At 29.6% G+C, this 13,978-nt stretch carries 10 protein-coding genes; 3 read left to right on the top strand and 7 right to left on the bottom strand.

Features of this window, described 5'->3' with window-relative positions; translation table 11 throughout:
• Positions 1-60: 60 nt before the first annotated feature.
• The 7 genes from G6N05_RS02175 to G6N05_RS15755 all read right to left on the bottom strand — a co-directional run bounded on the left by G6N05_RS02175 (position 61) and on the right by G6N05_RS15755 (position 10,937).
• On the bottom strand, positions 61-1,296 hold the full coding sequence (locus G6N05_RS02175) for a restriction endonuclease subunit S (RefSeq protein WP_166124922.1): 1,236 nt from the start codon (positions 1,294-1,296) through the stop codon (positions 61-63).
• Entirely contained in the window at positions 1,297-4,611 is a 3,315-nt protein-coding gene (locus G6N05_RS02170) for a P-loop NTPase fold protein (protein ID WP_166124921.1), read from the bottom strand. It lies immediately after the preceding gene.
• A gap of 2 nt (positions 4,612-4,613) precedes the next feature.
• Positions 4,614-6,236, bottom strand: a complete 1,623-nt coding sequence (locus G6N05_RS02165) for a type I restriction-modification system subunit M (RefSeq protein WP_166124920.1) — start codon at positions 6,234-6,236, stop codon at positions 4,614-4,616.
• Between the two features lie 265 nt (positions 6,237-6,501).
• Positions 6,502-6,765 carry a hypothetical protein gene (locus G6N05_RS02160; protein WP_166124919.1) on the bottom strand — a complete coding sequence of 88 codons (264 nt, stop codon included), beginning with the start codon at positions 6,763-6,765 and terminating at the stop codon, positions 6,502-6,504.
• A gap of 1,050 nt (positions 6,766-7,815) precedes the next feature.
• Positions 7,816-9,825, bottom strand: a complete 2,010-nt coding sequence (locus G6N05_RS02155; RefSeq protein WP_166124918.1) for a tetratricopeptide repeat-containing sensor histidine kinase — start codon at positions 9,823-9,825, stop codon at positions 7,816-7,818.
• A gap of 56 nt (positions 9,826-9,881) precedes the next feature.
• Complete coding sequence (locus G6N05_RS02150) at positions 9,882-10,079, bottom strand: hypothetical protein (RefSeq protein ID WP_166124917.1); 198 nt, start codon at positions 10,077-10,079, stop codon at positions 9,882-9,884.
• 162 nt (positions 10,080-10,241) lie between these two features.
• The gene (locus G6N05_RS15755) at positions 10,242-10,937 is read right to left on the bottom strand and encodes a LytR/AlgR family response regulator transcription factor (protein WP_166124916.1); all 696 of its coding nucleotides are present in this window, start codon (positions 10,935-10,937) and stop codon (positions 10,242-10,244) included.
• A gap of 77 nt (positions 10,938-11,014) precedes the next feature.
• Between G6N05_RS15755 and G6N05_RS02140 the strand changes: the two genes are divergently transcribed.
• The 3 genes from G6N05_RS02140 (at position 11,015) to G6N05_RS02130 (ending at position 13,842) form a co-directional block, all read left to right on the top strand.
• Complete coding sequence (locus G6N05_RS02140; protein WP_166124915.1) at positions 11,015-11,692, top strand: response regulator; 678 nt, start codon at positions 11,015-11,017, stop codon at positions 11,690-11,692.
• 81 nt (positions 11,693-11,773) lie between these two features.
• Positions 11,774-12,967 carry a hypothetical protein gene (locus G6N05_RS02135; protein ID WP_166124914.1) on the top strand — a complete coding sequence of 398 codons (1,194 nt, stop codon included), beginning with the start codon at positions 11,774-11,776 and terminating at the stop codon, positions 12,965-12,967.
• 62 nt (positions 12,968-13,029) lie between these two features.
• On the top strand, positions 13,030-13,842 hold the full coding sequence (locus G6N05_RS02130) for a purine-nucleoside phosphorylase (RefSeq protein ID WP_166124913.1): 813 nt from the start codon (positions 13,030-13,032) through the stop codon (positions 13,840-13,842).
• The last annotated feature ends 136 nt before the right edge of the window (positions 13,843-13,978 follow it).

The following is a 13,978-nucleotide window of genomic DNA, read 5'->3' as shown; positions in this document are numbered from 1 at the left end:
TTATGAATGTAGAATTACGAATTACGCTAAATAACTTAACTCCTTCGTAATTCGTAATTTTTAATTCGTAATTGATTCTCTAAATTCCTTTAACCTTACTTCACCACTTATTAACTTTGGTAATAAAGTATCGCGTAATTGGGTTAAGGTTTGGTTTTCTTTATAATTATTCAAATATTTTGAATCGATATCTTTTACTAAATCATTAAAATCTTCTAATATTTCTTTGCAAGGAACTATAAATTTCAAATTTTCTAATTCGGTTTTGTTAACAGAACCATATACGGTACCGTCACCAATTATATCATCTTCGGTAAAAAAGTTTTTCAAAGAATAAAACAAAAAACCATTATTCTTATAATTTTTTAAAGTCATTGAAGACAAACCACGACCTAAAATAATTTTATTTTTTGCAATATTTAATCTTCCGACTGGAGCTCTTACACTAAATAATATATCACCATCTTCCGCAAAACGATTTCCTTCAGTTGAATACGTTTTATCTTCTGGGAATCTTTCCCCATAATTTGTAACTCCTTGATGAAAAGGTAATCCATCCTTATTTAAATTGTAAAATTCTGACTTTGGTGATTGACCCATTGCTAAATTTACAAATTCAACTAATCTCTTCACTTCCCAACCCTCAGGAATTTTCCCTAACTCACTATCTACAAATTCGCCTTCTTGAAACGGACCAAAATCTACAAACCAGTGTTTGTATAGCGCCATTGCCATTTCTTCTAGGGTTTTGTTAATGGCTAGGTTGTTTTCTATTTTTTCGTCAATGGAGGAAAGGATTTCGGCAATGGATTTTTGTTCTTTTAAATCTGGAAGTACTACTTCAAAATTTTCAATCATACTTTTAGTGATTGCATTTCTAGTTGCACCAGCACTCGCAAGTGTTAATAGTTTATCTTTATTTGATTTCTCTAATAATGAATATAATAAATAATCTGGATTCAAAATTTTAGAATCAGCTCTTAATATAGCAACATGTTGGTTAACTCTTGCTGGTAAAAACTCATTTGGTACTTTACATACTCTAGCAACAGAGTCTCCAGTTATATTTAATAAAATATCATTCTCTTCAAGAGTAACATTATTTAATTTTGTGGCTTGTACATCATCAATAAATGCTAAACCATTTGTTGAAAAAGTAAAATCTAAAACATTCTGGCTTCTAATTAAAGAAATACCAGAAGATTTATATGCTTCTTGACCTCCTCTTGGTGTTGCTCCACTTCCAATTTTAGTGGTTAGTTCCGAGAGTTTATATGTTTTCCAGTTGTTTGGCATTTATATGTTTTTAAAGGTAAAGCGTTTGATGAATTCGTTTTGTTCTTCTATCAATGATAAGTCTAATTCGAGTAATTCAGGCCAATCATTTTTTAATTCTTGATATATGTATGCCAATTTATTTAGAACAATTAATTCACTCTCTGAATTAGTTTGTAAATTTTTCTTAAGATCTTTAATGATATTATTGATTAAAGAGTCTAATTTCTCAAAAGAAGCAAAAGAATTTTCATTGATGTTTTTTAATAATATGTTAAATATATCTTTATAATTTCCTAAAGAAATTGCAAGATTAAATATTAAATTTATTAGGTTTTTATCATTGTTTTCAAAATCTTGATGAGTTTTTATTATCCTATAAAGATTAATATATCTTTTAATTTTTCTAGGATTATTACCAATTAAAAAAGTAATTTTTTGTATATTATTTATTTCGTTTTCAGAAATATCGAGAGCTTCAATTTTTTCTTTATCAATTAACTTTTCAGGCGCTTTAATTGGTTCATTTTCAAGTTGATTTATTTTTTTATCTTTTTCAATTATATCTAAGCTTTCTAAATGATAATCATTTTTATTATATTCTTCACTATAATCACTTTCGTTCGATTCATTATCAATAATTTCTACTTTAATATTTGCCAAAGTTCTAATCATATTTTTTACATTAGAATCCTCAGCCTCTTTTAGATTAAATGAAACTTGGAATATTTTTTCTAAATAATTTGATGGTGAAATAGCTTCTTCATTTTCATGCACATTTTTAAATTGGTTATCATATTTCTTTTGTAATGCTGTTTTAACCCATCGAGGGTCAACCCCAACTATAACAACAAAAAGAGGAAATGCCATTAATAAATTTACGGCTTCTAAAACTTCAACTACTCTTTCTTCAGGGCAACGATCTAAATCATCAATATAAAGAATGATACGTTCGAGCGGTTTCTTACCTTTAAATAATTCTTTAAATTCAATTGAATCTTCTTTAGAAACTAATTCTGTTTTATGATCTGTCAATAATCCACTTAATATTTCAAAATCTTTACGAATTAAAGAAACGATTCCTAAATGCTTTTTATAATCATCACTATTAGCTCTTTTTTCAATAAATGTGTATAAAGCATGTGTTGAAAGTGCATTTTCTAATTTGAATTTTAAATTAGCCTGAAGTTGAAGGTTTGTATTTATTTCTTTATTAACTTGTATAACTTCATCTTTTTGCTGACTTATTTCAAGTTTTATAGACTTCTCTTCCTGTTTAAATTTAAAAATAGCTTCTTCTTTTTCTTTTTCATATTCTTCTTTTAAATTCCAAAATGGAGCAATTTGTTTTTTTAATTTTAAATAGGTATCAATACTTCTTGTGAATAAAGTACCATAAAAAGTTATTAGAACCCATTGTTTATTTGTAAAAGAAAAATCTTCCCAACTAATAAGTAAGTTTAAAATAAATGTCACTATTGGAGTTATTATCAGCAATAACAAAATAATTAAAAACCAACATAAATTAGTTTTCCAACTCTTTCTTCGAAAAAAAGTTTTAAAAAAAGAATTAATACCCTTAATTTCATTATAAAAAGCTGTGGGGTTATTCCAATATTCTTTAGGAACTATCTTTTCGAATTTTTGAGCTGAATCTACAAATGAAGAATTTTCATTTAAGGTTTGTATAATCTTTTCTTCTACTTTAAATCCTTGATTAATCTCATTTAATATATCTTTTAATGATTTTGTTCTGATAGAATTAATTTTCGCTTTTAATTCTCTTTTTATATTTTTTTTATTAGTCTTTAATTCGTGCAATCGTTTTTTAACTTGGTTTTGCTGGTTTTCAAGCTCTAAATGCTCTTCTTTTGAAATTGTTAATTTTTGAAATAATTCATTTTCAATTTCTTTTTTTTCTTTTTGAGGTAAATTTAAACCATTAATATATTCTTCTAAACTTTCGAAAATTCGTGTAACTATACTAGCCCAAAGATTAGCATCCATATAAGACCAAGCATTAAAATGGACATTGGCAACTCCTTCACAAAAGGCCTTTTGAGGATTTTCTTTAGATAAAACTTGAATATTTTCTTTGAGTTTTCTCATAAAAAAACTCTTACCAGAACCCCATTTACCCAACAAAGCTATAGCTAAAGGTGGCTGAAAACTTTTAGCAGCAATTACACGAGCAAAAGCGTTAACGTCTTTTTTAATATCAAGATAATCTTCGCCGATTTCTACATCAGCAATTAATCCTGCTAACTTTGTACTACTGGGTAAGTCTATATTTGATATGGTCTTTTTCTTATGAACAAAAGTATAATATAACTCCTCAAAGTCTTGTGAACTAAATGCTGTGAAAATTTTAATTAGATCTTTTATGTTAACACTTGATATTGTGTCTCTATAAAATCCTAATCCATCAACATCTAGTTTTTCATTTAATTTGATGATCCAATCAACATCAAGCTTTTTTCCATTATTGTGAATATATTTTACAATTCCAAAAGCTTTTATTCTTAAAATACTTTTTCCATTTCTTGTTGAAAAAGAAGACTTGTGTATTAATATATCATTTTCCTTAACTCTATTTATTAAATCAAAATACTCCCTATTTTCATGACCATTTTCCCAAATACCTTCTTTATAAAATCTTTCAGACTGCTCTTCATCACCCCAAATAGTGCCTACTAAATAAAATCTTGCATTTGAGTCAGTAATTATATTTTTTGCTTTTGATTCAGAAATAGTTTCTTCTTCAATAGAATTATTAATTTCTTTTATATTATCAAATGAGTTAACATTATCATTCTCAAGTATATCATCAATCGTTCTATCTCTACTTTTCCAAGTGTAAAGTTTTTTACCTTCATCATCAATTGGTATAGAAATAATAAATTCACAATTAAATTTGAATATATAATCTTTTAATTCATCTAAAAGAGATGTGATAATGTCATAACTTTCAGAGTAAGTTAATCCTCCACCACCAGTTCCCATTAATGGAATCCATATTTTTTTGTTAGATAAGTTGGTGAAATTTATTGTTATAGCTTGTCTAAGATTGTTTTTCAAGTTATTTTCCGTATTTCCCTTATCAACAGTAACAACAAAAAGAATTGGTTTCCCATTTAATTGAAAAAAGTCAAAACCTTTTTTAAGGTTTAAATTATTTAAAATTACCTTACTATAACCATACTCTTTTAAAATATATTCATTTAGTAAACCTATCGATCCATTATCACTAATAGGTGCAATAGCTATATCTGCTTGTTTAGGAGAATTACCTAATTCAACTTGAACATTTTTATTGTCAAAAAAGAAAAAAAACATAGTTATAATTTATCAAAGTTTTCTAAAATCTTTTGCTGCAATTCATTCCCTTTCGCAAACTGCTCTTGTAATATAACTTGCAAACTCGCCATTTTATCTTCAAACAAGATACCGTCGTCTTCTACTTCTTCGGTGCCAACATAAATACCTGGTGTTAGTTTGTAGTCTTGTTTTTGTACTTCTTCTATTGAAGCGGCATAGCAGTAGCCGTCTATGTTGCTGTAGGTTGTATTAGATGCTGAAACAAGTTCAGCATGACAATCGGGATTGTTACGCCATGCGTGGTAAGTTTCAGCTACTTTATCAATATCAGCGTCTGTAAACACACGTAGCTTACGGCTTTCCATAGTTCCCATTTTACTGGTGTCTATAAATAATATTTCGTTGGTACGTTCACGGTGTTTGCCGTCTTTACCATCGCGGTTTTTACTTAATATAAAAATACAAGCAGGTATACCTGTAGTTAAAAACAATTTGTCTGGTAAACGTACAATACAATCAATCATACTATTGTTTACCATAAACTCACGTACGTTTTTCTCCCCTTTATTATTGGAAGTCATAGCTCCGTTTGCCATTACTACACTGGCTGTTCCTATATCGCTCAAATGACTCCAAAAAGTTTGCATCCACATAAAATTGGCATTACCATCGGTAGCAAATTCTTCTTTAGGTCCAAATAAGCGTGGGTCATTTTCAGGTAAGTCTTCTGGGTGCCATTGGCTTACATTAAAAGGCGGGTTTACAATAATAAAATCTGCTTTTAAATCTGGAAATTTATCTTGTAGTAAGGAGTCGCCTAAGCGTACATCAAAAGATAAATCGCGTAAGGCTAAGTTCATTTTACACAAACGTAAGGTACCATCATAACGCTCTTGTCCGTAAATAGAAATTTTACGTTTGTCGCCACCATGGCTTTCTAAAAACTTTAACGATTGTACAAACATACCACCACTACCACAAGCAGCATCAAAAATTTTACCTTCATAAGGTTCAATCATTTCTACCATCAAACGCACTATACTTCCTGGTGTAAAAAATTGTCCAGCACCTGAACCTTCCGCCAAAGCGAATTTTCCAATGTAGTATTCATACACACGACCTAAAACATCGCTTTCAGGATTTTCTTTTTGTGATAACTTAGGATTAGAAAGTAAGTTAATTAAACCACCTACTTGTCGGGCTGTTAATTGACTTTTTACAAAAATACGTGGTAAAATTCCTTTAAGGTCTGGTCTACTAACTGCTAAAGTCGCATCCATAACATCAAAGGCATCATCAACAATAACTTTAATATTGTCTTGCTCTGCATTGGCTTTTAAGTATTCCCAAGTCGCTTCTTTTGGAATGATATATACATTTTTAGACAAATACTCATCTGCATCTTCTAATACATAATTGATTTCTTCGTCGTCTGAAGTAAAATAAGTGGAATTTTTATCGTGAAGTAAAGTTGTTAGTTCTTCTCTTCGCATTTCATATCGTTCCGACATGTGCTTTAAGAAAATCATTGGTAATACATAGTCTTTGTATTGATTTTCAGCAACTGCGCCTCTTAGTTCGTTAGCGGCTTTCCAAAGTTCTTGTTCAAAATTGATATCGGCTTTTACGGTATTTTTACTCATAGTGTTTTTAAAATCTTGTAGTCCCAAACTTACCAATTTAAAACTGTACCCACAATAGGTATTTCTACCTGTTTTTGCCTGTAAATTTCTCTTGGTATTCTATTTCGGTAAATATAAATAAAGGGGTTGAGATGGTTTTACGGTTTTCCGTACTTATGCTTACGGTTTTGAAAAATTAGGTTCATTAAATAGTAAATAAGAATAAAAAGAGTTTAAAATGATACTGAAATTAGTTCAAACACATAAATCTATTTTCTAAAAACGCTCAGACAACGTCAAAATAAAAGTCTAAAAAAGTATCGGGAAGTTCTAAAAACCTATCGGGAAGTTCTAAAAATCTATCGGGAAAGTCTAAAAACCTATCGGGAAAGTCTAAAAACGCATCGGGAAGTTCTAAAAACATATCGGGAAAGTCTAAAAACGCATCGGGAAGTTCTAAAAACCTATCGGGAAGTTCTAAAAACGCATCGGGAAGTTCTAAAAACGTATCGGGAACTTGATAAAACGCATCAGGAACTTGATAAAACATATCGGGAACTTCTAAAAACCCTCCGACAACTTCTAAAAACTCTCCGACAAAGTCTAAAAACCCTCCGACAAAGTCTAAAAACTCTCCGACAAAGTCTAAAAATGCTCCGACAACTTCTAAAAACCCTCCGACAAAGTCTAAAAACTCTCCGACAAAGTCTAAAAACCCTCCGACAACTTCTAAAAACTCTCCGACAAAGTCTAAAAATGCTCCGACAAAGTCTAAAAACTCTCCGACAAAGTCTAAAAACCCTCCGATAACTTCTAAAAACCCTCCGACAAAGTCTAAAAATGCTCCGACAACTTTATAATACCCATCGGGAACTTGATAATACGTAGATTGTGAGCAGTTTTTTTTTGTTGAAAGTGGAAGTGTTTGGGATTTACGATTTGGGATTTGGGATTTACGTGAAGTAGTTTGTGGTTAAACTTTGCGGAAGTGGTTTGCGTGAGATGCTTTCAGCATGACAAAATTGAGGGTAAGATTGTGGAAGTTGATTGTGACACCCCTAAAGTCCCCTCAAGAGGACAATTCCTACGAAGACGTTTACTTTAAAATCTTATTTTCAATCTCTAACAAAATTCTATTAGAAGGATTCTAACTTTGATAGCTTGTTCCGATTTCGTAAGGACATTAGGGATGTAAGATTAGTAATGAATAAGATTACGTGAGATGCTTTCAGGATGACAAAATTGAGGGTAAGATTGTAGAAGTAGATTGTAAATAAAACACCCCACCCTACGGGCACCCCTCTAAAAGAGGGGAATAAAATCCGTGAAAATCCCTCACTACAATCCGAAATAAAAAAAAATCCGCTACATCCGCGTTCCTATCTTATGTGAACTATTTTGAGCAAAGCGTCTTTACTCGCAATCCAACCTTATGTGCCTATGTGGTTAAAATTTACGATTATAGATTTGAGATTTACGTGAAGAATTATGTGGTTAAAAAACTTATATTTCTTATATGATTAAAATCCGCAATAATCCCTCACCACAATACAATCAAAAAAAATCTGTTAATTCTGCGTACCTATTTTAAATATTACACCTACGCTATCGGAATAACCAAATTAAACTTCGCACCTTCATTAGGACTACTCAAAACAGTTAGCGTGCCGTTTATAAGTTCTAAACGCTCTTTGATGTTTTTTAAACCAATTCCTTCTGATGTTTTGGATGTGTTAAACCCTACTCCGTCATCCGATACGGAAACATGAAGTTGGTTATCAATAGTTTCAATTTTTAATGTACATGCTTTGGCATTGGAGTATTTATTTACATTTAAAAATAACTCTTGAAGGATTCGGTACATATTGATTTTTATTAAGGAAGAAAACCTATTCCAGTCAATAAAATCTGTTATTTCAATAGTAAATTCTGTATTTGATATGTTATTATTTGATTTAATTAAATTGTCTAATAAATACGTAAAATCCGAATTATTAAAGTTGTTTTCAGAACTTAAATCGTGTGATAAAGTTCTAATTTCTCCTTCAATTTTTTGCAATTCTTTGACTAAAATTAATCGTTTGTCTTTCGAGTCGGTATCATCGTATTCATTTAAAAAACCTAAATTCAATCGGACACCATAAATCTGATTCATAATTCCGTCGTGCAATTCTTTTGAAATACGATTTTGTTCGTTTTGCTTAGCGTTGACTAATTCAATTTGGAAATCATTGGTGAGTTTAAACAATTCCTTGTCGGCAATATTTTTCTGCTCTAAAAGTTGCATTTCTTTTTTTGCAGCTGCTCTATGTCGGAAATAAAGTATCAATAAGAAAACAATAATCGAAATAATAATGATTAAAACTAAAACCAAGTTTCTATAAGACAACATCTTATTTTGATCTTCTACCTGACTGGTTTCAAATTCAATACGAGCGAATTTATCTCTACTTGCACGTTGCTTTTTGACTATACTATCACTAACACGAACGTATTCATTTTTATAATGTGTTACTTTTTTAGGATTGGTAAGAGCGAGAAAATTAAGTGTTTTTAATTCTTCATTCCCACTTTTCAATTGCTTAGACATCTGTAAAGCTTCGGTAAATAAAGCATTCGCTTTTACTGTATCTTTTGTCAGTAAATGATACTCGCCAAAGTTTATAATTTTATACAAATAACTTTGAGAATCATCCTTTTTATCTGAGAATTGAATAGCTAAATCAAAATGTTTTTTGGCTTCTTCGTAGTTGCCACTTTTCATTAATGAATAGGCTAGATTGCCATTAATTGTATGATAAAGTCCAGGTTTGTTTTTTTTAATATCTTCGGAAAGTATACTTTTTAAAGTTGAAACAGATTTAGAATACTGCTTCTTTTTATCATATATGTTACAAATATCAATTGTATTTATTAGGCTATAACAATAAATTTCTTCTAAGTTTAATCTCTCCTTTTGCATTTTCTTCAAAATAAATGAAGCCTGATTGAAATAACCTAAAGCTTTATTGTATTCTTCCAGTTCCGTATGATTAGAACCTTGTAAAGAATTACACATATACAAAAGTTCTAAATTGTCTACGTTTTTCAAGTATTTTAAAGACTTAATTACTTCAATTTCACTTTCAGTATAATTTCCTTCATAAAATAACAAATAGGCTTTATTATAATGTACTTTAGCTAAACGGTCATCATTTTTTATTAATAAATAAATTTTTTCAGACTGTTTAAGATAATAAAAAGCACTATCCTTATTTGTTTCTCTATAACAATCAGACATATAATACAAAGACCTTCCCATGGCAAAAGAATCTTTGGTTTGCTCAGCAATTTTATAGGCTTTTTTTGTTAATTGAAAAGATTTACGATTCTCTTTTAAAAAATAATATTGAGATGATAAGGACAATAATTTATTCATTTTAATAGAATCAACTTCTATATCATCAACTAGATTATTGATAGAATCTAAAAAAACTTGTTTATCCTTTAAAGATAAATAAATATAATCGTTGGAAGTAAATACATCATCTTTAATAACAAAATCATCTCTATCTTTTCTACAAGAAAAGATAGAGATGAGAATTAAAAAGAATAATTTTGAGTTTTTCAAAAATTTAAAATATTTTTTCTCAAAAATAAGAAATAAATATAGAATGAAAGAATAAATTAATCTCTTTTTATAGGTTTTACAGGCTCTCCATCTTCATTTCCTCTAGAAAGTGAATCCCCTTGTCTAGCATATATACTAAATGAGTCAAACTTTTGAACTTGTTCTGGTTTAGTGTAAGTTTCTTCACTGTCTGCAGAACAAGAAGTTAACATTAAAGCAATAGCAATCGTAGCAATAAAAGAATAAGTTTTCATAATTTAATTTTTTTAATTTAACATTAGTAGTTGTTTCTTGATATGTCAAAATTAAAAAATGAAGTATGAAATAAACTACAAAACACTAGTCTTTAAGCAATTGACAGCCTCAAACTAGTAACTAACCTATTTTTAAATGTAAGTGACTTTTTTTTTTCAGAATTAGCCAATTCTTTTAATAATAGCGTCAATATTTTCTCTGTAGGTTCTTGAGAATGGGATTTTATGAATATTATCAAAAAGGAAGCAGTCGAATTTTCCTAAGTTTATTCTAGTAACAAATTTAATATTTACAATGTAACTATTATGTACTCTAAAAAAGTAAAAAGGCAATTGTCCTTCAAAGAATTTCATCGTTTTAAAACCTGAAATAACTTTACCACTTTGCAAATAAAAATCGGTAGTATTATTATCTGCTTTTAAATAAATAATATCATCTAAAGGAATAAAATGATAATCGCCGTTAGATTTAATACATAATTTTTCAATGGAATTATCTTTATAAAACTTAATGAACTTTAAAACTGATTTTCTCAATTCGGATTCAAGAAATGGCATCAATACATAATCCATAACTCCGTGTTTCAAAGCTTTATAAGCATGAGCATCCGTATCATTCAAGGCTATCACATACGGTAACTTTTCTAAATACTGCTGAATATTTAATAGTAAGTGCAACGGAATTTCATTAGAAAAATGAAAAAATATTAGTTGTGGTTTCTTCTCTAAAATTAAATCTATCGCGTTATCATATGTAGTACTAACTCCAACACACAACAATTCATTGAACTCAAGAAATCGGTCACTTTCTTGAGTTAATGTTTCAGTTGCATCAATTATTATATAGGATATTAACACGATTTAATTAAATTTGATGCAATTTACCACCATTTAACAATACGATTTTACGGTTTTTAGGACAAATACTTACGGTTATGAATAAATTCAAGAATTTAACAATTTTAGTAGTTGACGATCATCCCTTTACTTCGGATGCTTATATCAATTTGATTTCTAAGAAAAAAACAGATCATAATTATAATTTTTTAAAAGCTACAAATTGTGAAAAGGCCTTTAAAATTTTAGAAATAATGGTGAATAAAGAAAAAAATATTGATATCGCTTTATTAGATATTAATTTGCCTCCCTATGAAAAAGAGAAAATTTTATCTGGCACTGATTTGGCGATACTTATCCGTGAAAAATTTCCTAAATGCAAAATTGTTATGCTAACGATGCATAGCGAACATCTTATCCTAAACAAAGTGTATAAAACTGTAAATCCAGAAGGGTTTATTTCAAAAAACGATATTGATTTTAGTACTTTTCCTGATATATTTTTTAGAATTAAAGATGGCGAAAAATATTTTAGCCCTACAATTAATAAATCTTTTCAATCCTTATTAAGCAATACCATTAAATGGGATGAGATTGATACACAAATTATAATATTACTTGAAAAAGGAATTCAAACTAAAGAAATTCCAAATTATATTGACGTTTCATTAAGCAGTATTGAAAAGCGTAAAGCCAATATTAAAAGGCAATTAGCCGACCAAAAAATTACAGATGAAGAACTAATAAACATCTGTAAAACGTTAAAGTTGATATAAAAGTTCAAACCGTAAACATTAGTCAAAAAAACCGTAAAATAAGATATAAGTAAAGAGTAACTTTATAATTATTTCTTAGTTATGGCTGTTGGTATTTACATTTCTGGACTAGAACACGCTACAGATAATGAAACTGTAGAGAAATATGCGGCTCGATACGTAAAAGAACTCGAGAATGCGACTTTCGATAATTGTTATTATACCAAAATTGAGAAAATTTACTACACAACCAATCAAAGCAGTTTGGTAATTCATATTTTTGAACATCCAAAAAACACCGACAAATCTGATACCGACAAACTCGTGTATAAATTATACGATTTTGAATACAGTGAACAACTTAACCAGAACTTTCAAAACAAAAACTTATTGTTTAAAAATAGTTGTTTGCTACTTTTAGTTATTAGAAGATTCCCTAGACTCATCATTAATTTATTTAAAAAATCAACGTATCAAAAAGGCGGAAAAACAGCTTATATGTTTATTATATTTTTGATCATGTCTTTGGCTGTTTTATCATTATTACCTTTGTTATTACTATCACTTGACAATACTTTTATAGTAGAAAACATAGCTACTTTAGGTTCAAAAAGTAATTTAAATCTAATTATAAAATACGGGATCATTCTTACGGTAACTTTTATGTTATTTATGCCCGAATCGAATATTATACTCACAAAAATTGCTGCCGAATTTTTTACGATGGACAGCTATATTCAAAGTAAAAAACAAATACACCATGTAAAGCATAATTTAGAGGAGTTAATGGCATTCATCGTTACACAAGAAGGAAATGAGAAAATACATTTTCATACCTATAGTTTCGGAAGTATTATTGCTTTAGATACGCTATTCCCAATAGATTCTGAACCTTCAAAAAACATTAAAAACCAAGTTAATTTATTAGTAACCATTGGTGCTCCGTATGAATTTGTTACGAAGTATTACCCTCATTTTTTAGAGAACAGAAATGACCAAATGACCAAAAAAATACAATGGATTAATGTGTATTCTTTGGTAGATGCCTTTGCAAGTAACTTCAGATACGATAATAAAGCTGGTGAAGCCAATTTCGGTATCTTAAACAAACAAGAAATACCAATAAATATTAACTACGAAATTACTCAAAAAACAGATTATTATGTATTTGATTTTTTAGGTTTAAAACAAACTTATATGCATGAATCGTATTGGGATGATTCTAATAACGGACAATCTTGTACTAAATTAATTTTCTTTAAAATGAGGGAAATTGGACAATGGTCTGCCGCATAAAAACAACATCTATAATCTCACTAAAATTTCATATATTTGAGTAACTTAAATTAATTCAAATTATGTTAAATCAAATATATGACACCTGCGAATTCATTAAAAATAAAACCAATTTCATTCCAGAATACGGAATTATTTTAGGTTCGGGTTTAGGTGATTTTGCTGAAGACATTAAAATAGAATTCACCTTGCCTTATGAGGAAATTCCAAACTTTCCTGTTTCAACCGTTTCGGGTCATAAAGGTGCTTTACTTTTTGGAACTGTTGGAACTAAAAAAGTAATGGCCATGCAAGGTCGCTTTCATTACTATGAAGGCTATGATATGAAACAAGTTACATTCCCTGTTAGAGTAATGAAACATTTGGGCATTACAAAACTTATAGTTTCTAATGCTTCAGGAGGTGTAAATTCAAATTATAAAGTGGGTTCAATTGTCATCATCACCAATCATATTAATATGATGCCCGAACATCCCTTAAGAGGCGCTAATGATGAAAGAATGGGACCGCGATTTGTAAATATGAGTGAGCCATACAGTCATCACATGATAGCCAAAGTAAAAGAAATTGCCAAAACCAACAACATTGAAGTCAAAGAAGGTGTTTATGTGGCCTTACAAGGTCCAACTTATGAAACACTTTCAGAATATAAAATGATAAAAAATATTGGTGGAGATTGCGTAGGAATGAGTACCGTTCCCGAAGTTATTGTTGCCCGACATATGGATTTAGAAACTTTCGGAATTTCTGTAATTACAGATATGGGTAATGAAGAAAATATTGAAACCGTTTCCCATGCTGAAGTACTAAAAGCAGCAAAAATGGCGGAGCCAAATGTGAGGTTGTTGATTAGAGAATTGATTAAATTGTATTAATATTTGGGATTTACGATTTGGGATTTACGTGAAGAACTATGTGGTTAAACATTGCGGAAGTGGTTTGTGTGAGATGCTTTCAGCATGACAAGTTTGAGTGTAAGATTGCGGAAGTGGTTTGTGATTAACTATTTAC

It is taken from the genome of Flavobacterium bernardetii (assembly GCF_011305415.1).
In the GTDB taxonomy this organism is placed as follows: Bacteria; Bacteroidota; Bacteroidia; order Flavobacteriales; family Flavobacteriaceae; genus Flavobacterium; species Flavobacterium bernardetii.
Note: the sequence above shows the minus strand (reverse complement) of the source record. Positions and strands in the feature narration are given on the sequence as shown.

Excerpts from the sequence above, each read along its gene's own strand:
- G6N05_RS02175 (WP_166124922.1), bottom strand. The coding sequence starts at position 1,296 with ATGCCAAACAACTGGAAAACATATAAACTCTCGGAACTAACCACTAAA.
- G6N05_RS02170 (WP_166124921.1), bottom strand. The coding sequence starts at position 4,611 with ATGTTTTTTTTCTTTTTTGACAATAAAAATGTTCAAGTTGAATTAGGT.
- G6N05_RS02165 (WP_166124920.1), bottom strand. The coding sequence starts at position 6,236 with ATGAGTAAAAATACCGTAAAAGCCGATATCAATTTTGAACAAGAACTT.
- G6N05_RS02160 (WP_166124919.1), bottom strand. The coding sequence starts at position 6,765 with ATGTTTTATCAAGTTCCTGATGCGTTTTATCAAGTTCCCGATACGTTT.
- G6N05_RS02150 (WP_166124917.1), bottom strand. The coding sequence starts at position 10,079 with ATGAAAACTTATTCTTTTATTGCTACGATTGCTATTGCTTTAATGTTA.
- G6N05_RS02140 (WP_166124915.1), top strand. The coding sequence starts at position 11,015 with ATGAATAAATTCAAGAATTTAACAATTTTAGTAGTTGACGATCATCCC.
- G6N05_RS02135 (WP_166124914.1), top strand. The coding sequence starts at position 11,774 with ATGGCTGTTGGTATTTACATTTCTGGACTAGAACACGCTACAGATAAT.
- G6N05_RS02130 (WP_166124913.1), top strand. The coding sequence starts at position 13,030 with ATGTTAAATCAAATATATGACACCTGCGAATTCATTAAAAATAAAACC.